24 protein-coding genes are annotated in these 24,825 nt (G+C 72.9%); 15 read left to right on the top strand and 9 right to left on the bottom strand.

Annotated features, from left to right (window positions below; all coding sequences use genetic code 11):
- The first annotated feature begins 91 nt into the window (after window positions 1–91).
- The 7 genes from ABWI04_RS16620 to ABWI04_RS16590 all read left to right on the top strand — a co-directional run bounded on the left by ABWI04_RS16620 (window position 92) and on the right by ABWI04_RS16590 (window position 7,966).
- Window positions 92–1,030 (top strand): helix-turn-helix domain-containing protein, encoded by a 939-nt coding sequence (locus tag ABWI04_RS16620; protein WP_345183348.1) that lies wholly within the window; start codon window positions 92–94, stop codon window positions 1,028–1,030.
- Between the two features lie 313 nt (window positions 1,031–1,343).
- Entirely contained in the window at window positions 1,344–2,276 is a 933-nt protein-coding gene (locus tag ABWI04_RS16615; protein WP_345183346.1) for a DMT family transporter, read from the top strand.
- A 257-nt stretch (window positions 2,277–2,533) separates the two neighbouring features.
- Window positions 2,534–4,081 (top strand): FAD-binding oxidoreductase, encoded by a 1,548-nt coding sequence (locus ABWI04_RS16610; protein WP_353832942.1) that lies wholly within the window; start codon window positions 2,534–2,536, stop codon window positions 4,079–4,081.
- A 145-nt stretch (window positions 4,082–4,226) separates the two neighbouring features.
- Entirely contained in the window at window positions 4,227–5,480 is a 1,254-nt protein-coding gene (locus ABWI04_RS16605) for an alpha/beta hydrolase (RefSeq protein WP_345183342.1), read from the top strand.
- Between the two features lie 31 nt (window positions 5,481–5,511).
- Complete coding sequence (locus tag ABWI04_RS16600) at window positions 5,512–6,108, top strand: hypothetical protein (protein WP_345183340.1); 597 nt, start codon at window positions 5,512–5,514, stop codon at window positions 6,106–6,108.
- Between the two features lie 75 nt (window positions 6,109–6,183).
- Window positions 6,184–6,990 carry a VOC family protein gene (locus ABWI04_RS16595; RefSeq protein WP_353832941.1) on the top strand — a complete coding sequence of 269 codons (807 nt, stop codon included), beginning with the start codon at window positions 6,184–6,186 and terminating at the stop codon, window positions 6,988–6,990.
- Window positions 6,991–7,159: 169 nt separating this feature from the next.
- Complete coding sequence (locus ABWI04_RS16590) at window positions 7,160–7,966, top strand: VOC family protein (protein ID WP_353832940.1); 807 nt, start codon at window positions 7,160–7,162, stop codon at window positions 7,964–7,966.
- 16 nt (window positions 7,967–7,982) lie between these two features.
- On the opposite strand, the gene ABWI04_RS16585 is transcribed toward ABWI04_RS16590, so the two are convergent.
- Window positions 7,983–8,678 carry a TetR/AcrR family transcriptional regulator gene (locus ABWI04_RS16585; RefSeq protein WP_345183334.1) on the bottom strand — a complete coding sequence of 232 codons (696 nt, stop codon included), beginning with the start codon at window positions 8,676–8,678 and terminating at the stop codon, window positions 7,983–7,985.
- Between the two features lie 202 nt (window positions 8,679–8,880).
- Here ABWI04_RS16585 and ABWI04_RS16580 point away from each other — a divergent pair, with 202 nt between their 5' ends.
- Complete coding sequence (locus ABWI04_RS16580; RefSeq protein WP_353832939.1) at window positions 8,881–9,942, top strand: FUSC family protein; 1,062 nt, start codon at window positions 8,881–8,883, stop codon at window positions 9,940–9,942.
- Here ABWI04_RS16580 and ABWI04_RS16575 read toward each other — a convergent pair.
- Window positions 9,939–10,709 (bottom strand): DUF1932 domain-containing protein, encoded by a 771-nt coding sequence (locus ABWI04_RS16575; protein ID WP_353832938.1) that lies wholly within the window; start codon window positions 10,707–10,709, stop codon window positions 9,939–9,941. The two genes, ABWI04_RS16580 and ABWI04_RS16575, sit on opposite strands and share 4 nt — an antisense overlap.
- A gap of 80 nt (window positions 10,710–10,789) precedes the next feature.
- Here ABWI04_RS16575 and ABWI04_RS16570 point away from each other — a divergent pair, with 80 nt between their 5' ends.
- Window positions 10,790–11,410 (top strand): GntR family transcriptional regulator, encoded by a 621-nt coding sequence (locus tag ABWI04_RS16570; protein WP_345183328.1) that lies wholly within the window; start codon window positions 10,790–10,792, stop codon window positions 11,408–11,410.
- Between the two features lie 109 nt (window positions 11,411–11,519).
- A complete protein-coding gene (gene fusA / locus ABWI04_RS16565) occupies window positions 11,520–13,568 on the top strand; it encodes an elongation factor G (protein ID WP_353832937.1) in 2,049 nt (682 codons plus the stop codon).
- A 47-nt stretch (window positions 13,569–13,615) separates the two neighbouring features.
- On the opposite strand, the gene ABWI04_RS42810 is transcribed toward fusA, so the two are convergent.
- The gene (locus ABWI04_RS42810) at window positions 13,616–13,933 is read right to left on the bottom strand and encodes a DoxX family protein (protein WP_449717840.1); all 318 of its coding nucleotides are present in this window, start codon (window positions 13,931–13,933) and stop codon (window positions 13,616–13,618) included.
- 583 nt (window positions 13,934–14,516) lie between these two features.
- Here ABWI04_RS42810 and ABWI04_RS16555 point away from each other — a divergent pair.
- On the top strand, window positions 14,517–15,863 hold the full coding sequence (locus ABWI04_RS16555) for an acetyl-CoA carboxylase biotin carboxylase subunit (protein WP_353832936.1): 1,347 nt from the start codon (window positions 14,517–14,519) through the stop codon (window positions 15,861–15,863).
- Window positions 15,864–15,896: 33 nt separating this feature from the next.
- Window positions 15,897–16,085: a biotin synthase auxiliary protein BsaP gene (gene bsaP / locus ABWI04_RS16550; protein WP_345183320.1), complete on the top strand. Its 189-nt coding sequence runs from the start codon at window positions 15,897–15,899 to the stop codon at window positions 16,083–16,085.
- A 118-nt stretch (window positions 16,086–16,203) separates the two neighbouring features.
- Here the strand turns inward: bsaP and ABWI04_RS16545 are convergent, their stop codons facing one another.
- Window positions 16,204–16,746, bottom strand: a complete 543-nt coding sequence (locus tag ABWI04_RS16545; protein WP_345183316.1) for a GNAT family N-acetyltransferase — start codon at window positions 16,744–16,746, stop codon at window positions 16,204–16,206.
- A complete protein-coding gene (locus tag ABWI04_RS16540; RefSeq protein WP_353832935.1) occupies window positions 16,743–17,522 on the bottom strand; it encodes a hypothetical protein in 780 nt (259 codons plus the stop codon). The genes ABWI04_RS16545 and ABWI04_RS16540 overlap by 4 nt, the downstream gene beginning before the upstream one ends.
- A gap of 94 nt (window positions 17,523–17,616) precedes the next feature.
- On the opposite strand from ABWI04_RS16540, the gene bioD reads away from it, so the two are divergent.
- Together bioD and bioB are read left to right on the top strand one after the other, a co-directional pair.
- On the top strand, window positions 17,617–18,348 hold the full coding sequence (bioD, locus tag ABWI04_RS16535) for a dethiobiotin synthase (RefSeq protein ID WP_345183311.1): 732 nt from the start codon (window positions 17,617–17,619) through the stop codon (window positions 18,346–18,348).
- The gene (gene bioB / locus ABWI04_RS16530; protein ID WP_345183309.1) at window positions 18,345–19,340 is read left to right on the top strand and encodes a biotin synthase BioB; all 996 of its coding nucleotides are present in this window, start codon (window positions 18,345–18,347) and stop codon (window positions 19,338–19,340) included. Before bioD ends, bioB begins: the two co-directional genes overlap by 4 nt.
- Window positions 19,341–19,359: 19 nt before the next feature.
- Here the strand turns inward: bioB and ABWI04_RS16525 are convergent, their stop codons facing one another.
- Both ABWI04_RS16525 and ABWI04_RS16520 read right to left on the bottom strand, forming a co-directional pair.
- The gene (locus ABWI04_RS16525; protein ID WP_345183375.1) at window positions 19,360–20,103 is read right to left on the bottom strand and encodes a GntR family transcriptional regulator; all 744 of its coding nucleotides are present in this window, start codon (window positions 20,101–20,103) and stop codon (window positions 19,360–19,362) included.
- 96 nt (window positions 20,104–20,199) lie between these two features.
- The gene (locus ABWI04_RS16520) at window positions 20,200–21,378 is read right to left on the bottom strand and encodes an 8-amino-7-oxononanoate synthase (protein ID WP_502913132.1); all 1,179 of its coding nucleotides are present in this window, start codon (window positions 21,376–21,378) and stop codon (window positions 20,200–20,202) included.
- Between the two features lie 68 nt (window positions 21,379–21,446).
- Between ABWI04_RS16520 and ABWI04_RS16515 the strand changes: the two genes are divergently transcribed.
- Entirely contained in the window at window positions 21,447–23,114 is a 1,668-nt protein-coding gene (locus ABWI04_RS16515) for a GAF domain-containing sensor histidine kinase (protein WP_353832933.1), read from the top strand.
- Between the two features lie 200 nt (window positions 23,115–23,314).
- On the opposite strand, the gene ABWI04_RS16510 is transcribed toward ABWI04_RS16515, so the two are convergent.
- Window positions 23,315–23,563 carry a WhiB family transcriptional regulator gene (locus ABWI04_RS16510; RefSeq protein ID WP_345183304.1) on the bottom strand — a complete coding sequence of 83 codons (249 nt, stop codon included), beginning with the start codon at window positions 23,561–23,563 and terminating at the stop codon, window positions 23,315–23,317.
- A 292-nt stretch (window positions 23,564–23,855) separates the two neighbouring features.
- Window positions 23,856–24,797: a diacylglycerol/lipid kinase family protein gene (locus tag ABWI04_RS16505; protein WP_345183302.1), complete on the bottom strand. Its 942-nt coding sequence runs from the start codon at window positions 24,795–24,797 to the stop codon at window positions 23,856–23,858.
- Between the last annotated feature and the right edge of the window lie 28 nt (window positions 24,798–24,825).

The raw sequence follows: 24,825 nt of genomic DNA, 5'->3' as shown, positions 1-24,825 counted from the left end.
CCGGCCGCCGCGGCCGATCCAGGGAAGGCGCTGGCGGCTTCCGCCATGGCGGGAACCCGTCAAACGGACCGGGACACCGTAGATTTAGGACGTGTCCGATTCGCCGCTCCTGGAGGGGCTCGGGGTCACCGCCGCCGAGGAGGGGGCGTACCGCGCCCTGCTGCGGGAGGGCCCGTCCACCCTCGCCGACCTCGCCGCGCGCCACGGCGCGTCCGTCGCGGCCCTGCGCCGCCTCCTGCCGCGCCTGGAGGAACTCGGACTCGTGACCCGCCTGGCCGGCCGCCCGCTGCGGCTCCTCGCCACCCCGCCCCACGTCGCGGTGGAGGCCCTCGTCGCCAGCCGCCAGGAGGAGATCGCCCGCAGCCGTGCCGCCATCGGCCCGCTCCTGGCCGAGGCCGCCCCGCACCCGGAGGAGCTCGTCGAGGTCGTCAGCGGCCGGGCGGCGGTGTCCCGCCGCTACCTGCAACTCATGAACGGCGCCCGCGAGGAGCTGCTCGTCCTCGTCCAGCCGCCGTTCGCGACCGACGCCGCCGTGTCGAGCGACGAGCAGGAGCGCACCATGCGCCGCGGCATCACGGTGCGCGGCATCTACGGCCCCGAAGCGCTCGACGAGCCCCGCGCCCTGGAGTACGTCCGCCGCGCCGTCGCGTCCGGCGAGCAGGCCCGCCTCGGCGCCGTGCCCATCAAGCTCGCCGTCGCCGACCGCCGCACCGCGATGCTGCCGCTCACCTCCCAGCACGCCAGCTCGGTCGACAGCTCCCTGATCGTCCACCCGTCCGCCCTGCTGGACGCGCTGGTCTCCCTTTTCGAGGCCCTGTGGCGCTCCGCCGTCCCGCTCCCCGGCGAGGACGCCCCGGACGACGCCGTCCTCGCCCTCCTCGCCGCGGGCCTCACCGACGACGCCATCGCGCGCCGACTCTCCATCAGCACCCGCACCGTCCAGCGCCGCGTCCGCGACCTCTGCGACCGCCTCGGCGCCCGCACCCGCTTCCAGGCAGGCGCCCTCTACGCCCACCACCTGGAGCGATGACACGCCTCGGTCCGGAGTCGCGAGCGGGAGCGCATCGGCAGTCCGGCTGACGAGCCGCCTCCGCCGTCGCATCCTGGATCCTGACGCGGGTCGCTCACTGTGAGGCCATGCCCGGTTCGCCGCCCGCCCAGCACCATTTCATGGTTTATCGACCGGTGTAGTTGATAAATCGGCACCATCCCGCACGGTCCCTCTTGCCGGTTTCCGAAGCCGGTGGTCGAACGCTCTGTGAGCCCAGGCCACCGGTTCGCGAACCGGTGGCTTGCCGCTCGCGGAGCGCTCGGCCTCTCACAACCCAGAGGGGCACGAGCTTATGTCCTTTACGCCCGACCTCAGCCGGCTCGCCGGCCGGGGTCTCGTCATCGCCGCCCTGGTGTCGTCGGCCGTCGGCTACGCCTTCACGACGGGCCACTCGGCACTGGTGGTGGCGGCGCCGATGCAAGCCGTCGGCGCCGTCGCGCTCTGCGCGGTGATGCTGTTCACCGGACGGAATCCGTTCAGGCGTTACCCCGCTGTCATGTGGCTGTGGATCTCCCTCCTCGCCGGAGGGAACGCGGCCGTCGCGTACAGCTACCCGTACGCCGTGGACCACCTGACGCTGGGCACCGTCGCCGCCGTCGTGGTGATCGGTTACCTGCTGGTGGGCATCGAGAAGATCTGGCCCTACCGGACCACCGCGTACGGACTCCAGCACATCTGCGGGCGCGTGCTCGTGGGGTTCGGAGTCGTCATGCTCAACCGGCCCTCGCCGGGCGAGTCCGTGGGGATGCTGTGGGCCCTGATCAGTGCGCTCTGCGTCTGGAACACGGTCACCATGCTGGGGCAGATGAAGAAGCACGGACTGGAGGACCAGGGCGCCGCCGTCGCCAACCTGATCGCGGCGGTTCTGCTCCTCGCGCTGGTGTTCAAGGCGCGGGGCAACGGGTGGATCTCCCTGGACCTGTTCTACGCGGCCGGTCCGGCGGGTCTGCTCACGCTGGTGCTGCCGGTCGTGTGCGTCAACGCCGCCCTGCGCCGCTCCTCGACGCAGGACGTGGGAATCATGCAGTCGTTCTCGTCGCCGGTCCATGCCCTGGTGGGGATGGCCGGCGCCGCGCTCGGCTGGATCGACTCCGACCAGCGGCTCGCCCTCTTCCCGGAGTGGGCGGGCATCATCCTGATCACCGTGGCCGCCTTCGCGGTCTCCTTGCTCAAGGAACCCGCCGGCGGCGCCGTGCGGGTCGGTACGCAATCCAGCGGCGGCTGACGCCTCCGCTGATCCAACCCAGCGGCGGCGCACGCCTCCGCTGACCCAACCCAGCGGCGGCCGACGCCTCCGCTGATCCGCAACGGCGGAGAGGGCCCCCCTTTCCGCCGTTGCACCGCGACTTGCGGGCGAGTGGGATGCGCCGAGCGAAAACCTGACCAAGATGCTAACTGTTCGTTACTGATCGACTACTTTATGACATGGTGGGGAAGGTGTCCCCGCATCCCATATCCGAGGTGCGCGGAGGCGATGCCCCGATGAGTGAGACCCCGACCCTGCCCAGCACGACCGTCCGGCCCGGCGACCGGCGGTACCCGGCGCTCAGCCGCGGGTTCAACCAGCGGTGGATCGGAGAGCCCGAGTACGTGCGGCTGGTGCGCTCTCCCGAGGAGGCGCGGACGGCGCTCGCCGAGGCGGTGCGCGAGCGGCCGGCCGACCCGCGGCGGACGCGGATCACGGTGAAGGCCGGAGGCCACTGCTACGAGGACTTCGTCTGCGGCTCCGACGTGCGGGTCATCCTGGACGTGAGCCCGATGTGCGGGGTGTCCTACGACCCCGCGATGCAGGCGTACTGCGTGGAGGCCGGGGCGACGAACTGGCACGTCTACAGCCACCTGTACCCGATCAGCGGCAAGGCGCTGCCCGGCGGGTCGTGCTACTCGGTCGGGCTCGGCGGTCACATCCCGGCGGGCGGGTTCGGGCTGCTGTCGCGGCAGCACGGCCTCACCGTCGACTACCTCTACGCGGTGGAGGTGGCGGTGGTGGACGAGCGCCAGAACGTCGAGCTGGTCGTGGCCCGGCGCGACGACGGCGACCGGTGGCTCCGCGACCTGCTGTGGGCCCACACCGGGGGAGGGGGCGGGAACTTCGGCGTGGTCACGCGGTTCTGGTTCCGGGGGCTCCCGCAGCCGCCGAAGCAGGTGCTGCTTACGGCGCTCGCGTGGGACTGGAAGGACTTCACCAAGGACGATTTCGCCGCCCTGCTGGGGGCGTACGGCGAGTACTTCCGCGACCACCAGGACCCGTCCTCGGCGGCGGGGAAGCTCTTCGCGATGCTGAAGCTCAACCATGTCAGCAACGGCCAGATCGGGCTGCTGGCCCAGGTGGACGTGGACGACCCCGACGGGGCGAGGGCGATGACCGACTTCATCGTGGCCCTCGACGGGCGGATCGGCCCGTCGGCGAGACCGATGCGCACGATGATGGGCGAGCACTTCGTGCACCTGGAGATCCCGCGCGTGATGCCGTGGCTGACCGCCACCCAGGCGCTGAACGCCAGCGGCGAGAACCGCTGCGGAAAGTACAAGTCGGCCTACATGCGCAAACCGTTTACCCGCCAACAGATCGACGCGATGTGGGCCTATCTCGGCAAGGAGAAGTACACCGACTACGTGAACAAGCAGGCGCTCATCCAGGTCGACTCGTACGGCGGCGCCATCAACCGGCCGCTGCACAAGACGGCGGCGCGGCAGCGCGATTCCATTATGAAACTGCAGTACCAGGTGTACTGGACGCAGAATGACGCCTACGAGGACACGCACATCGCGTGGATCCGGGACGTCTACAAGGCGACGTTCGCCGCGACCGGCGGCGTCCCCGTCGCGGACGGCGAGACCACGGACGGCTGCTACATCGGCTATCCCGACGCGGATCTGAACGACGGGCGCTGGAACGAGTCGTCCCAGACGTGGGAGACCCTCTACTACAAGGACGCCTACGCGAAACTCCAGGAGGTCAAACGGCACTGGGATCCGGGAAACGTGTTCCGGCACGCCCAGTCCATCCGTCCGGGGAAGCGGGGGTAGCGGCACGGGCCGGTGGCGCAGCGTCACGGATCATCTCGCCTTTATTGCATCCGCTGCCAATACTTGCGGCTGTGACGGCGGGGACAGTAGTTTCGTCGGGCGAGCGGAGCGTCGGGCCTGGCGTGGCCCGAGCGGCTGGGGAGTCATGAAGAAGCGTACCGACAGGAAGATCGCCATCGCGGGCACCGCGGCGGCGGCCGTGCTGCTGCCCGCCGTCATGGTCGGCCTCGCGCAGGCCGGCGTGGGGGTCCCGAAGGGCAGGTCGGAGGCCAGCGGGAACTCCAAGCCGATCCCCTCGTTCGGCCCCGCCACGCAGCCGTCGGTCCCCGGCGGCGCGTCCGCCTCCCCGACGAAGTCGCCGGGTGCGGCGAAGCTGCCCAGCATCCCGCTGAACAGCAACCCGTTCCGCACCGGGGGAGGGACGCCGAGCCCCACCGACCCCGACAGCAACGCGGGCAACCGCGGCAAGAAGCCGCAGATGCCGTCGGGCACCTCGCCGGGCAAGTACGCCAAGGCCCCCGACGGGGCCTCGATCACGGGCGTCAAGAAGATCAACTCGCGGATCTTCGACGTCACGATCGCCTCGCCGGCGCTGGGCGCCGCCGTGAAGACCCGCGTGATGGTCCCCAAGGGCTGGAAGGCCGGCGCCACCAGGTCGTGGCCCGTCGTGTACGCCTACCACGGCGGCAACAACAACTACCTGTCCTGGACCAAGGACTCCAACATCGAGCAGGTCATCGGTCCCTACGACGCGATGGTCGTGATGCCCGAGGGCGGCTGGAACGGGTCCTACACCAACTGGTACAACGGCGGGAAGGGCGGCATCCCCGAGTGGGAGACCTTCCACATCGGCGAGGTCATCCCGCTGATGGAGCGCAACTTCCACGCCGGGTCGGTGCGCGCCGCGATCGGCCTGTCGTCCGGCGGGCAGGGCGCCATCACCTACGCCGAGCGGCACCGCATGTTCAAGTACGCCGCCTCCTACAGCGGCGCCCTCAACATCACGGCGCCCGGCATGCCGGTCATCCTGACGTCCATGAACCGCGAGGCCGGCACCGCCATCTGGGGCGACCCGATCACCGCGCGGGCGAACTGGCGGGCGCACGACGCGACCGTCATGGTGTCCAGGCTCAAGGGCGTCGGCGTCTACGTCTCGTCCGGCAACGGGCAGCCCGGCCCCTACGACAAGGCCGACACCCCGCCCCACGACGCGGGGCGCATCGGCGAGCAGCTCGCCGGCACGATGAACGAGAACTTCGTCGCCGCCGCGCGGAAGGCGGGGGTGCCGGTCACCTCCCACCTGTACGGGCCCGGCATGCACAACTGGAAGTACTGGCGCATCGAGCTGGTCCGCAGCTGGCCGACCATCGCCAAGTCCATCGGCGCCCGCAAGTCCTGACCGCCCGCCCGCCGGTTCGGGGAGCGGCACGGTGAAGGGGTTCGCCCGGCGGGAGTTCCAGCTCGTGCTGCTGCGGCGCATGGCCGACTACCAGCCGGGCCTCGTCGAGGACGCGATCCGGTCGCTCGGCGCTTCGCGCACGGAGATGCGCGAGGTCAACGCCCGGTGGCAGCGCGTCCTGCGGTCGCGGACGTTCCCGCGCGGCCGCCGCCGCTACGAGGCCGTCCTCGGCCCGCCCGCCGCGGTCGAGGAGCGCCCGATCGGCGACGTCGCCTGCGCGGTGGCCTGGTGGCCGCCGTTCCCCTTGTGGCCGGGCCTGCGCTTCGAGATCATGATGGGGCCGGACGGCTCCGTCATGCAGGAGTGGCTCGTCCGGGACGAGGGCGTGCCCGTCCCGCGGCTGGACACCGTGGACGACCTCGTCCCGTGGTCCTGCGTCGCCGGCGACGTGGACGCGCGCTTCGGCGCCGTCGCGCACCAGGACGGCGAGGTCCCGAGCCGGTGGCACGCGACGATCACGGGCCCGGACGGCGCCGTCCTCGTCGCGCACTTCGTCTGGGGGCTCCTCCAGACCGTCGAGAGCGTCGGAAACGAGCCGTGGCCGGGCGCACCGCCGACGTTGGGGTGATCTTGGGTCTTCGCGGCCCTGGAAATTGCGCGGCGGTCCGTAACGTGGGGATATGCGAACTTTTGCGGGTCGGCGATGCCCGAAGTAACCGCATACGCCCCCGGATATCCCGCCTGGGTCGAACTGGTCACCCCGGACGTGCGCGCCTCCCAGCGGTTCTACCGCGACCTGTTCGGCTGGGACGTCTACACGCTGGCGGGCGACCTCAACGACTACTCGATCTTCACCCTCGGCGGCGTCCAGGGCCCGGAGGTCGCCGGCATGGAGCCGCTCGCGGACGACTCGATGGAGCCGACGTGGACGTGCTACTTCCGGACCGACGACGTCCAGGCCGCCCTCGACCGGGTGCTCGCCATGGGCGGGCAGGAGCTGAGCGAGCCCACCGACATCTCCAATCTCGGGCGGATGGCCCACTGCGCCGACCCCGAGGGCGCCGACTTCGCGCTCTGGTACCCCTACGACTTCCAGGGGGCGGGCGTCGTGGACGAGCCGTCCGCGATGTGCTGGATGGAGCTGGCCGTCCGCGACGTCGAGGGCGCCCGGCGCTTCTACGGGGAGGTCTTCGGCTGGAGGGCCGTCGACCGCTCCTACCTCGCGCCCGACTACACCAACTGGAAGGTCGGAGAGTGGTCCGTGGCGGGCATGGTGCCGCTGGCCGAGTGGTGGCCCGCCCACTCGGAACCCCACTGGATCCCCTACTTCTGGGTCTCCGACTGCGATGCCGCGGCGGCGCGGGCGGCCGTGCTGGGGGCGGTCGTCCATGTCCCGCCGACCGACATCAAGGCCGGCCGCTTCGCCGTCATGACCGATCCGTGCGGGGCGCGCCTCGCCGTCCTCACCCCGGCGGCCGGCTCGCGCCTCACCTTCCGTCCGCACGGATGACCGCGGCCCCGCCGCCCCGCCCGGACGGAGACGCGAACATTGGGGTGATCTTGGGGATTCGTGTCGGCGGGGATTGCGCGGGCGTCCCTAGCCTGGAGGAACGCGCGCCGCAGGGCGTGCCGCCAGGGCGCGGCGATGCCGGAGGTGATCCGATGCCGGAGGTGATCCGATGCCCGAGGTGACCGCGTTCCCCCCCGGCCACCCGTCGTGGGCCGAACTCGCGAGCCCGGACCCGGAGGGGTCCAAGCGGTTCTACCGCGAGCTGTTCGGCTGGTACTCCTACACGCTGACCGTGGGCGACCTCGGCGACTACGAGATGTTCACGCTGGGCGGCGTCCAGGGGCCCGAGGTCGCCGGGATGCAGGCGCTCGCCGACGACTCGGAGGCCGCCTCCTGGACGTGCTACTTCCGGACCGACGACATCCCGGCCACGCTCGCCGCCGTGCGCGGGGCGGGCGGTCTGGAGACGGTGGAGCCCACCGACATCGCCAACCTGGGGCGGATGGCCCTGTGCTCCGATCCGGAGGGCGCCGACTTCGGGCTCTGGTACCCCTACGACCTCAAGGGCGCGGGCGTCGTCGACGAGCCGTCCGCGATGGTCTGGGTGGAGCTCGCCGCCCGCGACATCGAGCGCGCCCGCCGCTTCTACGGCGAGGTCTTCGGCTGGAGGGCCGTCGACCGGGACTACTACGACTCCGTCTACACCCACTGGAAGGTCGGCGACTGGGCGGTGGCCGGCATGGTCTCCATGGACGAGCACTGGCCGCCCGGCCACCCCTCGCACTGGACGCCGTTCTTCTGGGTCTCCGACTGCGACGAGTCCGCGGCCCTGGCCTCCGAGCTCGGCGCCCACGTCCGCATCCCGCCCACCGACCTCAAACCCGGCCGGTTCTCCGTGGTCACCGACCCGACCGGGGCCCGCCTGGGCCTGGTCACCCCCACGACGGACGTCCGGGCCGAGCGCGCACGCCCCTGACGGCCCGGCCGACCGGTCACCGGTCGGGCGGCCCGGGGTCGAGGGAGGCCGATCCGGGCGCGGGCAGGGCGTCCTGGAGGTGCAGGCGGCCGAGGAGCATCAGGACGAGCTCGTCGATGACCTCGTCGAGGGTGGCCTCGACCCAGCCGGCGGTCCAGTCGTGCAGGAGGCCGTTGATGCTGCCGATGAACGCCGTCGCGGCGATCCGGTAGTCGCGGTCGGTGATCTCGCCGCGCTCGGCCGCGGCGGCGGCCTCGGCGCAGATGAACTGGACCCAGCGGGCGCGGCGGGTGAGGCGCTGGCGGTCGAGCCGGGGGCTGACGCCGATGATCTCGACGAACGCGATGCGGATGCGGGCCCGGTCGGCGGTGATGCTTGCGGCGTAGGCGCGGAACAGGTGCGCCGTGCGCTCGGCGAGCCCGAGGCCCGCGACGGACGGCAGCGCGGCCAGGACGTCCCGCTCGGCCGCGTCGTTGACCTCCAGGTGCAGTTCGGCGAGGAGGTCCTCCAGCGTGCTGAACTCCTCGTAGAACTGGCGGGTGGACAGCCCGGCCGCCTCGCTGAGCGCCGCGACCGTGGTGCCGCGGTAGCCGGGGCCGCGGCCGAACATCTCCAGCCCGGCGTCCAGGAACCGGCGGCGCCGCTCGGCGCGCCGCTCGGCCGCGGACCGGCCGCCGTACCTGCCGGTCGGTGTCGCGCGCCTGCCCGCCACGTGACCCCCCTCCCTCCGCTCACTCGTCCGGCATCTTTCCGCAAACCGGTCTTGTGTCATACATCACCCCCCTGTGGTCTCGCTCACCGGGACCGCCCGGGACGGGCCCCGCCCGAGCCTCCCCGTGCGCCCGGCCATGATTCGAAGCGCGGTGGGAGGGAACCGCGAAGCGGTGATTTTTGGGTGGATTCGACGGCATTTGATGCCTTTTGCGGGACGCCGTTACTGGGACGAGCGCGCGAAGCTGACGCTCAAGGCCGTCCTGGCGGCGGTCACGGCATGGCTGGTCGCGAAGTACGTGTTCGGCGAACCGCAGCCGTACTTCGCCCCCCTGGCCGCGCTGCTCGGGGTGTACCCGACGGTCGTGCGTTCCGTGCGGGAGAGCCTGGCCTACGGGGGCGGATTCGTGATCGGCGCGGCGCTCGCGATCCCCGTCGGGCTGCTCGTCGGCCCGAACGTCGCCGGCATCGCCATCGTCGTCGTCCTCGCCATGATGGCGTCGGGATGGCGGCGGCTCGGCGCGCAGGCGTCCCAGGTCCCGTTCACGGCGGTGTTCGCGCTGCTGCTGGGCGGGCACGGGGTCGTCGGCTACACGCTGCCGCGCCTGGCCGACGTCGCGGTCGGGCTCGTGGTCGGGCTCGGCGTGAACGCGGCCGTCTTCCCGCCGCTGTACCTGCGGCGCGGCGAGTACGCGGTCCGGGAGATGCGCGAGACCCTCGCCGACGCGCTCGGGACGCTCGCCGACGACGTCGTCGAGCCCGCCGAGTGGAGCTCGCTGTGGCAGGAGCGCGAGTCCCGGCTGGTGAGCGTCCAGGAGCAGGCGCGGTACGCGGTCGAGCAGGGGGAGGCCAGCCTGCGCGCCAATCCCCGCGCGAAGCTGCGCGGCTACCGGCTGCGCTGGCGGGACGTCCCCGGGCAGTGGCCGGCGCCGCGGCTGATGACGATGCTCGACCACGCGACGGCCTACAGCCGGTCGATCGCGGCGACGCTGCGCCGGCTCGCGGACGCCGACGAGGCGGTGGTGCCGGGAGAGGACTTCCTGCGCGGGTACGCGGAGGTGCTCCGCACCCTCGGCGGCCTCGTCCGGGAACTGCCCGACGTGCCGGACGGCGCGGCGCTCGCGGAGGCCGAGAAGATGCAGGACGAGATGGAGCGCCCCCACCTCGGCCCGCGGACCGACGCCCCCGGTCTGTGGGACCCGCACAAGGAGCTGCTGCGGCTCAGCCGCCTGCTGCTCGACGACCTGCGCGACGGCCGCGCCTAGCGCGCGCCGCGGGCGGACAGCCGTCTCAGCAGGTCGCGGCTCCCGGCGGCCATCGCCGGGGGGACGCCCAGCTCGTCCAGCATGGCCGCCGCGGCCTCCATCTCGGCGGCGCGGCGGTCGGCGTGCCGGTACGTCCCGGCGACGAGCCGGTCCACGGTGTGCTCCCCGGCCGCCGCCAGCTCCGCGACGATGTCCTCGCGCAGCCAGTCCTCGCAGCCGGCCGCCCGCGCCGCCTCCAGTGCCTCGACCACCGACCCGGCCAGCCCCTTGAAGAACACGCTGCGCAGCAGCTTGCGCCCGGCCGCCGCGCCCGCCTCCGCGTCCATCACCTCGACCGCGGCGCCGAGCGGGGTGAGGGCCGCGGCGACCGCCCGGGCCCCCTCCGCGCAGGCCAGCATCGGCGTGCCGAGCCCGCGGCCCGGAACCGGAGCCATGATCGCGACATCGGCGAACCGGGCGCCGGCCCGCCGCGCGAGCGCGTCCAGCTCCCGCTTCAACCCGGGCGAGCCGGTGTTCAGGTCGGCCCACACGGCGCCACGGGCGGCGCCGACCCCCGCCCGGAGCGCCGCGATCGCGTCGTGCGCGCTGTTGACGCTCAGCACCAGATCGGCCCCGGCGGCGGCGTCGGCCTCGCTCCGGGCCTGGACGATCCCGCCGGACGCGGCGACGGCCGGGTCGTACCCCCGCACCACCGCCCCCGCCGCCACGAGGTCGCGCGCGATCGCGCCGCCCGCCTCACCGAGCCCCAGTACGGCGATCACCGTCATGCGTCCTCCTCCGCGGCCGGGATGTCCCGCGAACCGCTACCCTAGATCACACCAAAATTGGCGACAATCCCGGAGACTCCGTGAGCGACGTGACGGCCGCGATCCGCGAGGCGATCCTCGGCGGCGAGTTCGTGCCGAACCAGCGGCTGGTCGAGGCGGACCTGTCGGAGCAGTTCGCGGCGAGCCGCGCCGGGGTCCGCGCGGCGCTCGCCGTGCTCGCGGGCGAGGGGCTGGTCGAGCGCGTCCAGAACCGCGGCGCCCGGGTGCGCGCCGTCTCGGTGGCGGAGGCCGTCGAGATCTCCGAGGTCCGGATGGTGATCGAGGGGCTGTGCGCGGCGAAGGCCGCCGAGCGCGCGGCCCCCGCCGAGGTCTCCGAGCTGCGGACGATCGGCGAGGAGATGCGCGCCGCCGTCGCGTCCGGGGACGTGCTCGGCTACTCCCGGCTGAACGAGCGCCTCCACGGCCGCGTCCGCGAGATCAGCGGGCAGAGGACCGCCTCGGGCGTCCTGGAGCGCCTGCGCGCCCAGAACGTCCGGCACCAGTTCAAGCTGGCCATGCACCCGGGACGCCCCCAGGTCTCCCTCCCGCAGCACCTCGCCATCATCGACGCGATCGCCGCCCACGACCCGGCCGCCGCCGAGCAGGCCGCCCGCGCGCACCTGCGCAGCGTCATCGAGACCCTCGGCGAGATCGCGTCCTAGCCGGAAAACCCGTCGCGCCGGTCCTCCCTCCGCCGTTACGGTCGGCCTGCCGCACGGCACGATCTTGTCCGGCGGCGGTCGTCATCAGAGAGAACCAGGAGGATTCCCGATGACAACAACCACAGCCTTCGCTCTGACCAAGGTTCGCAACATCGGGATCATGGCGCACATCGACGCCGGCAAGACGACGACCGCCGAGCGGATCCTGTTCACCACCGGTGTGTCGAACCGGATCGGCGAGGTCCACGACGGCAACACCGCGCTGGACTACACCAAGCAGGAGCGCGTCCGGGGCATCACCATCACCTCGGCGGCGACGACCTGCCGCTGGACCGTCGAGGACGCCGCCGGCGGCGCCGAGCATACGATCAACCTGATCGACACGCCGGGCCACGTCGACTTCACGATCGAGGTCGAACGGTGCCTGCGCGTCCTCGACGGCGCCGTGGCCGTGTTCGACGGCGTGGCGGGCGTCGAGCCGCAGTCGGAGACGGTGTGGCGCCAGGCCGACCGCTACGGCGTGCCGCGGATCTGCTTCGTCAACAAGCTCGACCGCGCCGGGGCCGACTTCCTCCGCTGCGCCGACATGATCGGTGAGCGGCTGGGCGCCGTCCCGCTGGTCGTGCAGCTGCCGATCGGCGCGGAGTCCGAATTCGCGGGCGTCGTCGACCTCGTCTCCGGGCGGGCGCACGTCTGGCCGGAGGGCCGGCACGCCGTCGTGGACGTCCCGTCCGGCATGGCCGAGGACGTCCGCCGATGGCGCGGCAGGCTCGTCGAGACGGTCGCCGAGCGCGACGAGCGGCTCATGGAGCTGTACGTGGGCGGTGCGGAGCCGTCGCCGGAGCAGCTGCACGCGGCGATCCGCCGGCTCACGGTCGCCTCCGAGGCGACCCCGGTGCTGTGCGGCAGCGCGTTCCGCAACAAGGGCGTCGAGCCCCTGCTGGACGCGGTGGTGCGGTACCTGCCGTCGCCGCTCGACGTCGCGCCGCCGGAGGCCGGGGACGCCCTGGAGCGAACCCCGCTCTCCGCGCTCGCGTTCAAGATCGTGAGTGACCGGTACCTGGGGCGGCTCACCTTCGTCCGGATCTACACCGGGCGGCTGACGGCGGGCGCGAGCGTCCTCAACAGCGTCAAGGCGCGCAAGGAGCGGATCGGCAAGCTCTACCGCATGCACGCCGACGTGCGCGAGGAGATCGCCTCGGCCGGCGCGGGCGACATCGTCGCGGTGATGGGGCTCAAGCAGACCACCACCGGCGAGACGCTCTGCGACGAGGCGCGCCCGGTGGTCCTGGAGTCCATGGACTTCCCGGCGCCGGTCATCGAGGTCGCGATCGAGCCGCGGTCCAAGGCCGACCGGGAGAAGCTGGGCGCCGCGATCCAGCGGCTCTCGGAGGAGGACCCGTCGTTCCAGGTCCACGACGAGGAGGGGCAGACCGTCATCGGCGGCATGGGCGAGCTCCACCTGGAGATCCTCATCGACCGCATGCGGGAGGATTTCCACGTCGAGGCCAACGTCGGCCGGCCGCGCGTGGCCTACCGCGAGACGATCCGCAGGGCCGTGGACCGGGTCGACCTGACCCACCGCAAGCAGACGGGAGGCAAGGGACAGTACGCGAAGGTGCAGATCGCCGTCGAGCCGATCGAGGACGGGTACGAGTTCGTCAACCGGGTCACCGGCGGGCGGATCCCGAAGGAGTTCGTCCCCTCGGTGGACGCGGGCTGCCAGGAGGCGATGCGCTTCGGCGTCCTCGCCGGGTACGAGATGACGGGCGTGCGGGTCACGCTGCTGGACGGCGACTTCCATCCCGTCGACTCGTCCGAGCTCGCCTTCAAGATCGCCGGTTCGCTGGCGTTCGGGGAGGCGGTCCGGCGCGCGTCGCCCGTGCTGCTCGAACCGGTGATGACCGTCGAGGTCACCGCCCCCGAGGAGCACCTGGGCCCGGTGATCGGCGACCTGAACGCCCGCCGCGGGCGGATCGAGGGGACCGGCGAGCGCGCCGGCGCCCGGATCGTGCACGCCCTCGTCCCGCTGTCGGAGATGTTCGGCTACGTCGGGCACCTGCGCGGCATGACGTCGGGCCGCGGGGTGTTCACCATGCGGTTCGCGTCCTACGCGGAGGTCCCGGACGCGGTCGCCCGGACGCTCGTCTCGGGCTGACGTGAAGGGGGCCCGGCTCTCGCCGGGCCCCCTTTCCCGCGCCCGGCTCAGGATCCGGACGGCGCCGCCGCCGGTTCCCGGCGGCGGCCCGCCAGCAGGGCGTCCAGCGCCCAGGCGCCCGGTCCGAGCACCGCGATCAGCAGGAACGCCCAGCAGAACATCGCCGCGCTCTCGCCGCCGTTGCGCAGCGGCAGCAGCGCGTGCGGCTGGTGGACGGTGAAGTACGCGTACGCAGTGGCACAGGAACAGCAGGCCCACGACGGCGCGGAACAGCCCGAGCACAGGTTCGCCCAGTCGGTACGGCCGGGAAGACGCTCTCCATCCGCTCGTTGCCGGACGCCAGAACGCGCCGCGGCCCGCCGCACACGATGTCCCGCGCCGCCGAATTGAAGATGACGGCGTGGTGCAGCATCGGCCCGGTATTGATGTTGGCGTTGCTTCCGTCGGCGTACACGAGATTCGGCTTGAATCCCGTGACGAAGCAGCTCTCGCACGGTTTCGCCACGTCGACGGCTATCTGGTTCGGCAGCTCGCCGTGCTCGCCGTTCGCCGCCTTCGGAATGGTGTAGGGGCCGTACCGGAGGGTGACGGTCTGCGGCTGCGCGGCCGGCGCGGCCGGTGCGGCCTGCGCGGCGGCCAGGCCCAGAGAGAATGGATTCCGCGCCCTTGCGGGAAAGGCCGTCCGCGACGCCCACACAGTGAACGCCGCCCGGCGCCAAGTCAATTGTGCCGGGACACAACCGTGCCGATCAGGGGGATGAGCAGGGCCCCCGCCCGACCCGCCGGAATGGAGACCGGCGATTTCGCCGACACCCTCGCCGAGACGTTCGCCACACGGCGTGTACGGGGCGCGGACCCGGGAATCGTCGGTCGCGGACCCGGCGGCCCCACTAGTCTCTGCCGGGGCGGGACACGGGGTCCCGCCGGTCCGCGAGGAGGAGCCCCCAGGTGTTCGAGTCGGTGCTCGTGGCCAACCGCGGCGAGATCGCCGGGCGGATCGTGCACACCGCCCGCGCGATGGGGCTCAAGGCGATCGCGGTGTACTCCGCGGCCGACGAGGGCCTCCCCTTCGTCGCCGAGGCGGACGAGGCCGTCCTGATCGGGCCCGCCGAGCCGTCCGGCAGCTACCTCAACGCCGCCGCGATCCTGGAGGCCGCGCACCGGACCAACGCGCAGGCCGTCCACCCCGGCCACGGGTTCCTCGCCGAGAGCGCCGCGTTCGCCCGGCGGGTGGCCGAGCGCGGCCTGGTCTGGGTCGGCCCGCCGCCGCTCGCCATCGCCCGGATGGGCGACAAGATCAACGCCCGGAACCTGATGAAGGAGGCGGGCGTCCCCGTCGCGCCCGGCGTCTGGGAGCCGGTGCCCGACGCGGCGACGGCGGCCGAGGAGGCCGAGCGCATCGGCTACCCCGTCATGGTGAAGCCCGCCGCGGGCGGCGGCGGCATGGGCCTGGCCGCCGTCCACGACGAGGCGTCGCTGCGCAAGGCGTTCGAGGAGACCCGCGCCGCCGCCGAGCAGCTCTTCGGCCAGGGCGACATCCTGCTGGAGCGGTACGTCGAGGGCGCCCGGCACGTCGAGGTCCAGATCCTCGGGCTCGCCGACGGCACGGTGGTCGCGCTGGGCGACCGCGACTGCTCCGTCCAGCGCCGCTACCAGAAGGTCGTGGAGGAGTCCCCGTCACCCGGCGTCAGCCCGGCGCTGCGCGAGCGGATGCTGGCGGCCGCCGTCCGCGCGGGCGAGGCCGTCGGCTACCGCGGCGCCGGCACCGTCGAATGCCTGGTCGACCCCGCCGCGCAGGAGTTCACCTTCCTGGAGATGGACACCCGCCTCCAGATCGAGCACCCGGTGACCGAGATGGTCACCGGCATCGACCTCGTCGAGCAGCAGTTCCGCATCGCCGCGGGCGAACCCGTCTCGTTCACCTCCACCGTCCCCCACGGGCACGCCGTCGAGTTCCGCGTCCAGGCCGAGGACCCGCGGAGCTTCCTGCCCGGGACGGGCGAGATCACGGTGTGGGAGGAGCCCGTCGGCGACGGCATCCGCATCGACGCCGGCTACGCCGAGGGCACCACCGTCACCCGCCACTACGACTCGCTGCTGGCCAAGCTCTGCGTCCACGGCGACGACCGCGCCCACGCCCTGGCCCGCGCCCGCGCCGCCCTGGAGGCGTTCCACATCGAGGGCCCGCCGACGAACCTGCCCTTCCTGCGCGAACTGCTCGACCGGCCCGAGTTCGCCGACGGAACCTACGACACCGGGCTGGTCGCGCGCATGCGCGGCCACCAGGCCCCCTGAGCACCGCCTCCGCGCCCGTCGTAGAGTGACGCCGTGTACTGCGACCGCTGCGGCGAGCCCGCCGAGGGCGACCACGCTTCCTGCCGGACCGCCCGCCGGATGGAACCGCCCCGCTACTGCCCCGACTGCCGCCGCCGCCTGATCGTGCAGGTCACCCCGACCGCCTGGACGGCCGAATGCTCCCAGCACGGCCCCCTCGAACCCGCGGACCAGGCCCCCTAGCGCTTCTCTTCGGCGAGAGACCGCTCGATTCCGCCTCCGCGTTCCGGCCGGCCGATGGCGGCCATGAGCCGCCGGGCGTTCTCAGGGCTCTTGAACAGGTAGGCGGTCTCCGCCAGCATCACCGGCGCGGGGGATGCTCATCGCCACCTTCAGAGGTACGGGGAGGCGAATCCGCGTCGCGGAACGACATGGCGTAGGTGATGAGGCCCACGCCGGGGGCCGGGGCCCAGTCGTGGTCGGGGGTGCGGACGAACCCCATCTTCTCGTACATGCGCTGCGCGGACTCCATGTTGCGCTGCGTCGACAGGCGCAGGCCGGACAGGCCGGCCGCGCGGGCCCGTTCGATGCAGGCGCGCACCATGGCCCGGCCCGCGCCCCTGCCGCGGGCGTCCTCCAGAACGGCGAGCATGCGGAACTCGGCCTCGTCCGGTCCGGCCAGATCCGCGTAGGGGGTGCCCGGCGGGCAGTACGCGACGGCACCGGCGATCCGCCCGGCGTCTTCGGCGACGAGCAGTTCGGCTTTCGCCGCCCGGTCGGCGGCGTCGCGCAGCTTACGCACGTACGGGGACTCCGGGCTGACCAGGCCGCCGCGCACGTAGACCTCCACCGTCAGCTCGCCGACGAGGTCGTACTCGTCCGGGCGCGCCGTCCGAACGATCACTTGACGTCCTGGCAGGACGACTCGGCGGGGAGGAGGGGGCGCAGGCGGACGGAGTAGGCCTGGCCGCCGCTGCGCCACGCGGTGCCGGGGTTCGTGGCGGGAACCTTCGCGGCCGGGGCCACCGTGCAGATCGCACCGGCGACCGGGACGCCCTTGCCGAGCGGCTCCAGCGGCCACGCCTTGACGGTGGCGCTTCCCGTGGTCGGCCCGGCGAGGACGGCGGTCTTCTCCGGCCTGTACGGGGCGGGCTTCCTGGTCAGGTCGGACGGGGGCCAGGCGGCCGGGTCGAGGCGCTGGAGGAAGCGGGCCTCCGGGCCCGACTGGGCCTCGGGCTGGACGATCCGGGTCGTCGCGCCGTCCATGGCGACCACGATCGTGATCGCGTCGGCGACGCCGCCGGGCCCGACCGAGTGGGAGCGGGCGAGGCCGGCCGCGCGGGCCCCGTCGAGGAGGCGCCGCAGGGCGTCGGGCTTCAGGCGGTACTCCGTCGGCCCGCCCTGGGCCGAGGCGACCGCGCGGCCCGTGGAGTAGAGCGAGAAGTCGGGGAGGCTCCCCGGGCCGCCGAGACCGGCGATGCCGCCGGTCTTGCGCCACCGCAGGACGAGCGTCTCGCCCGCGGGGGCGCCGCCCGGCGAGGACGAGGACGGAGAGGGCGCGGGGGAGGAGGGCTCGGCGGTGCCGGAGCCGTCGCCGCAGGCGGCCAGCGCGGCGCCGGCGGTCAGGGCGACGCAGGCGAGTGCCGGCGCCCGGCGGGAGCGTGTGTACGGACCGGCCATGACGGTTGGACGCTCGGCGGCCCGCCCGGGTTCCGCCGGTTCCGGGAACACCCGGCGACGGGCCGGTTCCGGGCCCGCGCTAGTGTGCCGGTCTGTGAGTGTGCTCGTTGTGACCGGGACCTGCACGGGTGTGGGGAAGACCGTCGTCACCGCGGCGCTGGCCGCGGTCGCCGCCGCGCGCGGCGCGTCGGTCGCCGTCGTCAAACCCGGCCAGACGGGCGTCGGCGGCGGGGAGCCGGGCGACCTCGACGAGGTCCGCAGGCTCGCCGGGATCGACGACGTGCACGAGTACGCGCGCTTTCCCGACCCCCTCTCCCCGGCCGCCGCGGCCCGCCGCGCCGGGATGCCGCCCGTCCGGATGCCGGACGTCGCCGAACGCGTCCGGGACCTGGCGTCCGGGCGGCGGCTGGTGCTGGTCGAGGGGGCGGGCGGGCTCCTCGTCCGCTACGACGAGGAGGGGACCACGATCGCCGACCTCGCGCGCTGGCTCGGCGCCGCGGTCGTGGTGGTGGCCCGGCCCGACCTCGGCACGCTCAACCACACAGCGCTCACCCTGGAGGCGATGGCGCACCGCGGCGTGCAGCTCGCCGGGGTGGTGATCGGCGCCTGGCCGGACGAGCCGGACCTCGCCATGCGCAGCAACATCCGCGACCTGGAGACCATCGCGGCACGCCCGCTGTCGGGCGCGCTGCCCGCCGGCGCCGGGGCCATGGACCCGGCGGAGTTCCTCGTGGCCGCGCACCGCGGCCTGGCCCCCTCGTTCGGCGGCGGCTTCGACCCCGCCGTCTTCCGCGCCGCCTTCGGCCCCGACAAGGAGAACACGTGACGGACATCCTCGACATCGCGCGCCGCCAGGTCCTGGACGAGGGCGAGGGCCTGTCGCGGGGACAGGTGCTGGAGGTGCTGAACCTGCCGGACGACCGGCTCCAGGACCTGCTCGCGCTCGCCCACGACGTCCGGATGCGGTGGTGCGGGCCGGAGGTCGAGGTCGAGGGGATCGTGTCGCTGAAGACCGGCGGCTGCCCGGAGGACTGCCACTTCTGCTCGCAGTCCGGCAAGTTCGAGTCGCCCGTCCGGTCGGTGTGGCTGAACATCCCCGAGCTGGTCGAGGCGGCGAAGGAGACCGCCGCGACCGGCGCCACCGAGTTCTGCATCGTCGCCGCCGTGCGCGGACCGGACGAGCGGCTGATGGCGCAGGTCCGCGACGGCGTCAAGGCCATCAACGACGCCGTCGAGATCAACATCGCGTGCTCGCTCGGCATGCTCACCCAGGAGCAGGTCGACGAGCTGGCCGCGATGGGCGTCCACCGCTACAACCACAACCTGGAGACGGCCCGCTCCCACTTCCCGAACGTCGTCACCACGCATTCGTGGGAGGAGCGCTGGGACACCCTCCGCATGGTCAAGGACGCCGGGATGGAGGTGTGTTGCGGCGGCATCGTCGGCATGGGCGAGAGCGTCGAGCAGCGCGCCGAGTTCGCCGCGCAGCTCGCGGAGCTGGAGCCCGACGAGGTCCCGCTGAACTTCCTCGCGCCGCGCCCCGGCACGCCGTTCGCCGACTACCCGCTGGTGGAGGGCACCGAGGCGCTGAAGACGATCGCCGCGTTCCGGCTCGCCCTGCCCCGCACCATCCTGCGGTACGCCGGCGGCCGCGAGCTCACCCTCGGCGACCTCGGCACCCGCGAGGGCATGCTCGGCGGCATCAACGCCGTCATCGTCGGCAACTACCTCACCACCCTCGGCCGCCCGGCGCGGCAGGACCTGGAGCTGCTCACCGAGCTCCAGATGCCGATCAAGGCCCTCGGCCGGACGCTCTGAGACGCGCCCGCGCGGCGGGTCAGCGGCTGAGCCGGGTGATGAACTTGTAGCGGTCGCCCCGGTACAGGGACTGGGCCCACTCGACCGGCTGCCCCGTCGTGTCGAAGGCGTGGCGGGACAGCAGCAGCATCGGCAGGCCCACGTCCACGCCCAGGAGCTGCGCGTCGTGCGGGGTGGCGAGGACGGTCTCGATCGTCTCCTCGGCCTCGGTGAGGTGGACGTCGTAGGCGGTCGCGAGCGTCTCGTACAGGGAGTGGTGGCGCGGCAGCTCGCGGCGCAGGCCGGGGAAGCGGCGGGCCGGGAGGTGGGACGTGTCGATCGACATCGGCTCGCCGTCGGCCAGCCGGAGGCGGTGGATCCGCAGCACCCGGCCGCCGGGGCGGATGCACAGCAGGGTCGCGAGGCGCTCGTCGGCGCTGACGTAGCCGGCCTCCAGTATGCGGGTCTCGGGACGCAGCCCGTGGTGCCGCATGTCCTCGGTGTAGCTGACGAGCTGGAGCTCCTGGGCGACCTTCGGCTTGGCGACGAAGGTCCCCTTGCCCTGGATGCGCTGGAGGCGCCCCTCGACGACCAGCTCGGCGAGGGCCTGCCGGACGGTGGTGCGGGACGTCTCGTACTTCTCGGCGAGCGTCCGCTCGGGCGGCAGCGGGCTGCCCGCCGGGAGCGACTGGATCAGCTCGACCAGCAGCTCCTTGAGCTTGTAGTACTTGGGGATCCGCGGCGCCTGGTTCGGGTGGCGCTTACCGAGGTCGCCGAGCGAGATCCGGTCGAAGCCGTGCTCGAATCCGCCCCCGTGCCGGGGCCCGCCCCTGACCTCCGTCACGGCGTCTCCTCACGTTCATCACCGGTTTCCCCGATGTTATGGGTGAAGACTACGGCCGGTAGAAGACGCGATTTCCGCCAGGGCCGCCCGCAATCGTGTGAGGTCCGACTCGTCCAGCGTGGCACGTGCGGTGAGGCGCAGGCACGCGCGGCCCTTCGGGACCGACGGCGGACGGAAGCAGCCGACGCGGAGACCGTGCTCAGCGCAGATCCCCGCGGCCCGCACCGCGGCCTGCGGCTCGCCCAGGAACACCGGGACCACGGCCGCCGCGGGCCTGGCCGTTTCCAGGCCGGAACCGGCCGCCAGGTTTGAGATCGCCTGCGCCCGCTCGCGGGCCCGCCCGGGCAGGCCCGGGTCGGATCCGAGGACGTCGAGCGCGGCGAGGGCGGCGCCCGCGGCGGGCGGGTTCAGCCCGGTGTCGAAGATGAACGACCGCCCCGTGTCGACCAGGGCGTCGATCACCTCGGGAGCGCCGAGCACCGCCCCGCCCTGCGACGCCAGGGACTTCGACAGCGTCAGGGTGAGGACCACGTCGGGTTCGCCCGCGAGGCCGGCGGCGTGCGCGGCGCCCCGGCCCTCGTCGCCGACGACGCCGAGCGCGTGCGCCTCGTCGACGACGAGCAGCGCTCCGTGCGCCCGGGCGGCCGCGTGCAGCGCGCCGAGCGGCGCGAGGTCGCCGTCCACGGAGAACACCGCGTCGGTGACGACGAGGGCGTGGTCCTCCTCGCGCTCGGCGAGGGCCCGCTCCGCCGCGGCGGCGTCCCGGTGCGGGACGATCACGACGCGGGACCGCGACAGCCGGCACGCGTCCACGATCGAGGCGTGGTTGACCTGGTCGGACACCACGAGCGTGTCGGGCCCGGCGAGCGCGGTGACGGCGCCGAGGTTGGCCAGGAAGCCGGAGGAGAACACCAGGCCGGCGGCGCTGCCGGTGAACGCGGCGAGCCGCCGGTCCAGCTCGGCGTGCAGCTCCGTCGTCCCGGTGACGAGGCGCGAACCGGTGGAGCCGGTGCCCCACTCGCGCGCGGCGGCGACGGCGCCCTCGACGAGCCGCGGGTCGCCGGCCAGGCCGAGGTAGTCGTTGGACGCCAGATCGGTGAGCCCGTCGAGGCGGGGGCGGGGGCGCAGCGACCGGCGCAGCCCGGCGGCGGCGCGCCGCTCCGCCGCGTCCCGGAGCCTGGCCAGGGGGTCTCGTCCTGCGGTCATGCCGGGCATCCTGCCAGGTGGCCCCGGCGGCGGGGCCACCTGCCCCGGGAACGAAAACCATCGGCGATGATGGTGGCGTGCCTACCTTGACCGATTTGGTCCGCGATCACACCGACCTCACCGACACCGACCTGGAGTGGCTCCACGCGCTGGTCTCGGACTGGCAGCTGCTGGCCGACCTGTCGTTCGCGGACCTGCTGCTGTGGGTGCCGCTCCGGTCGGCGGAGGCGCTGCCCGCCGACGGGGCGTCCCGCGCGGGCCGGGGCAGGCCGGGCGTGCTCGACACCGGCGCGGCCGTCCCCGGCTGGGTCGCGATCGCGCAGATGCGGCCGACGACCGGGCCGACCGCCTACCCGGAGGACCTCGTCGGCAAGGTCGTCCGGACGGGCCGCCGCGGGCTGATCGACGTGGCGTGGCGGGAGCGCCGGATCGTCCGCGAGGGCGACCCGGAGTGGGGCAGCGGCATCCCCGTCCGCGAGGAGTCCATCCCGGTGCGCCGCGGCGCCAAGATCCTCGGGGTGATCCAGCGCAGCACCAACCTCAGCTCGGCGCGCACCCCGTCCCGGCTGGAGCTGACCTACCTGCAGAGCGCCAGCGACCTCGCCACGATGATCTCCGAGGGCCGGTTCCCGGTGCCGGGCGAGGAGCCGAACATGGTCCGCTCGCCGCGCGTCGGCGACGGCCTGATGCGGCTGGACCGCTCCGGCAAGGTCACCTACGCCAGCCCCAACGCCCAGTCCGCCTACCGGCGGCTCGGCTACCCGACGGACCTGGTCGGCGAGGCGCTCGGGAAGATCACCGCGGACCTGTGCGACACCGGCGAGCCGATGGAGGAGGCGCTGAGCGTCGTGCTGTCGGGCCGCGCGCCGCGCGAGGTCGAGGTCGAGTCGCGCGGGTCGATCATGCAGCTGCGCACGATCCCGCTCGTCGTCGGCGGGACGCGGATCGGCGCGATCGTCCTGTGCCGGGACGTGACGGAGCTGCGCTGGCGCGACCGGGAGCTGATGACCAAGGACGCCACCATCCGGGAGATCCACCACCGGGTGAAGAACAACCTGCAGACGGTCGCGGCGCTGCTGCGGCTCCAGGCGCGGCGGCTGCGGATCCCGGAGGGACGGGCCGCGCTGGACGAGGCCGTCCGGCGCGTCGGATCCATCGCGATCGTGCACGAGACCCTGTCGCACACCCCCGACGAGCTGATCGACTTCGACGACATCGCCGACCGGGTGATCACGATGGCGGGGGAGGTCTCCACCCCCGAGACCAAGGTGACGCCCAAGCGGACCGGCAGCTTCGGTGTCCTGCCCGCCGAGGTCGCGACGCCGCTCGCGATGGCGCTCACCGAGCTGCTGCAGAACGCTCTGGAGCACGGCCTGGCCAGCCGGTTCGGGACCCTGGAGGTCGTGGCGCACCGCTACGGCGAGGGGGAGGTCTCCCACGAGCCGGCCGGCGTCCCGGTCTGGGGCGAGTGGACGGCGCCCGGCGCGGACGAGCCCCGCGCCCCGGGCGCCGAACCCGAGCGCCCGTCCGGCCGCCGCCTCGTCACGATCGTCGCGGACGACGGCGTCGGCCTGCCCGCCGACTTCGACATGGAGAGCACCGAGAGCCTGGGCCTTCAGATCGTCCGCACCCTCATCGTCGGCGAACTGGGCGGCCACCTGGACTTCCGCCCAAGAAAGGGCGGCGGCACGGAAGTAGTGGTGGACATCCCCCTAGACCACCACCACCGCCCCAGCCGCCCCTGACCACGGCTATTCGATCCGGTCCGTGGCCGGAGATGCCGCGCCTCACCAAGAGCAACCGGCACCTCAGCCGTCAGAGAGCTGGAGGTGTGCGATCGCGTGCGAAGCCAGATTCGAGCGAAGCAAGAATCTGATCGCGCAGCGAGCCGCAAGGCGAGCCGGAGCGATGCCAGCGATCGCGGCCGTGCCCGCAAGGAAGGCGCTCAGCGCCTGACGCTAAGGGCACGGCGAGAACGACGGAGAGCGCGGCGTTCGTCTTCGCCCATGCCGCCCCAGACGCCGGATTCCTGGCCGGACTCCAGCGCCCAGCGCAGGCAGGCCGCGCTCACGTCGCAGCGGCGGCAGACCTGCTTGGCCTCCTCGATCTGCAGGATCGCGGGGCCGGTGTTGCCGATCGGAAAGAAGAGTTCGGGGTCCACGTCACGGCAGGCTGCGCGGTGGCGCCAGTCCATGCGGTCCACTCCTTCGTCAGGTGGTGGAGATGCTCCACTCTTTGTGAACGGGTTCACATGTCGCGAACGCCCGGGGTGGCTGTGGCCAGGTCCAGGGATGCGTGTTCGGCGGCGCCGCGAGCAGGTGACCGGCGGCGTTGGGGCCCCTGTCGGCTGGCGCACTTTGAGCGTTTCAGGAGGGTGCGGGCAGACGCAAGACCTTTGAGAAAGGATTCTCAAAGTATGGGTGTCGCATGTGTCACACCCATCGGTCGGGTGTGTTACTTGGCTCTCACATGCGTGCTCGCACGTCTCAAATGACGATGCGGATCGCCTTCGGCACGGAACGGAACGTGACCGTCCGCTGCTCGCCCAGGTAGTCGCCGTCCAGCTGGAACGCCACGGGACGGTCCGCGCGCACGGTGACCTCGGCCTCATCGTGCAGGTTGAGGACGTGCCGCCCCTGAATGGGGCGCGCTCGCGGCGTCAGCATCTGGGCCAGCGCCCCCACCGTCGGGCCGACTTCCAGGGAGCGCATCCCGAACACGTCCAGCCCGCGCGCGAAGGTCGCCTTCGGACTCGGATTCACCGGCACCCGGCCCATGAAAGTCCACGGAGACGTATTGGAGATGAACGCCAGGAACAGTCCGGATTTCGGCGGCCGTCCCGGCTGTTCCAAAGTGAGCGACGGGTGGCGTCGATCGGTGCCGGAGAAGAAATGCCGTATCGCCGTCCGCACATACAGCGAAGGGTCCGCGCGCAGGCCCGCCTCGCGGCGCCGCTCCACCTCCCGCACGACCTCCGCGTCCAGCCCCACGCCCGCGCAGAACGTGAAATACCGCTCCGGGGCGCCGGGATGGGACGCCGTGCCGAGCCCGACCGTCCGATGCCGGCCCGCCCGCAGCGCCTCCAGCACGGACCGCGTCGCGCCGATCGGGTCGTCCGGCAGACCGAGCGCGCGGGCGAACACGTTCGCGCTCCCGCACGGCAGCACCGCCAGAGCCGGCAGATCGGGGGACGGGCCGTCCGCCAGCAGCCCGTTGACGGTCTCGTTCACCGTCCCGTCCCCGCCGAGGGCGACCACGACGTCGTAGCCCTCGACGGCGGCCTGCCGGGCCAGCTCGGTCGCGTGGCCGCGGTGGCCGGTCTCCGCGAGGACGAGGTCGAGGTCGCCGGTGAAGGCCCGCACGAGGATGTCACGGGCCCGCCGGGAGGTGGAGGTCGCCTTGGGGTTGGCGATGAGCATGGCGCGCACGGCGTCAGGGTATCGATCGTTCCGGATG

This window comes from Actinomadura sp. NPDC000929 (assembly GCF_040492065.1).
Taxonomy (GTDB): domain Bacteria; phylum Actinomycetota; class Actinomycetes; order Streptosporangiales; family Streptosporangiaceae; genus Spirillospora; species Spirillospora verrucosospora.
The sequence above is the reverse complement of the archived record's forward strand: the minus strand, read 5'-3'. Positions and strand labels throughout refer to the sequence as shown.

Coding starts and splice junctions, on each gene's coding strand:
- ABWI04_RS16595 (WP_353832941.1), top strand. CDS start 6,184: ATGCCCGAAGTAACCGCATACGCCCCCGGATATCCCGCCTGGGTCGAA.
- fusA (WP_353832937.1), top strand. CDS start 11,520: ATGACAACAACCACAGCCTTCGCTCTGACCAAGGTTCGCAACATCGGG.
- ABWI04_RS16610 (WP_353832942.1), top strand. CDS start 2,534: ATGAGTGAGACCCCGACCCTGCCCAGCACGACCGTCCGGCCCGGCGAC.
- ABWI04_RS16520 (WP_502913132.1), bottom strand. CDS start 21,378: ATGCCCGGCATGACCGCAGGACGAGACCCCCTGGCCAGGCTCCGGGAC.
- ABWI04_RS16590 (WP_353832940.1), top strand. CDS start 7,160: ATGCCCGAGGTGACCGCGTTCCCCCCCGGCCACCCGTCGTGGGCCGAA.
- ABWI04_RS16575 (WP_353832938.1), bottom strand. CDS start 10,709: ATGACGGTGATCGCCGTACTGGGGCTCGGTGAGGCGGGCGGCGCGATC.
- ABWI04_RS16580 (WP_353832939.1), top strand. CDS start 8,881: ATGCCTTTTGCGGGACGCCGTTACTGGGACGAGCGCGCGAAGCTGACG.
- ABWI04_RS16605 (WP_345183342.1), top strand. CDS start 4,227: ATGAAGAAGCGTACCGACAGGAAGATCGCCATCGCGGGCACCGCGGCG.
- ABWI04_RS16510 (WP_345183304.1), bottom strand. CDS start 23,563: ATGGACTGGCGCCACCGCGCAGCCTGCCGTGACGTGGACCCCGAACTC.
- ABWI04_RS16540 (WP_353832935.1), bottom strand. CDS start 17,522: ATGGCCGGTCCGTACACACGCTCCCGCCGGGCGCCGGCACTCGCCTGC.
- ABWI04_RS16615 (WP_345183346.1), top strand. CDS start 1,344: ATGTCCTTTACGCCCGACCTCAGCCGGCTCGCCGGCCGGGGTCTCGTC.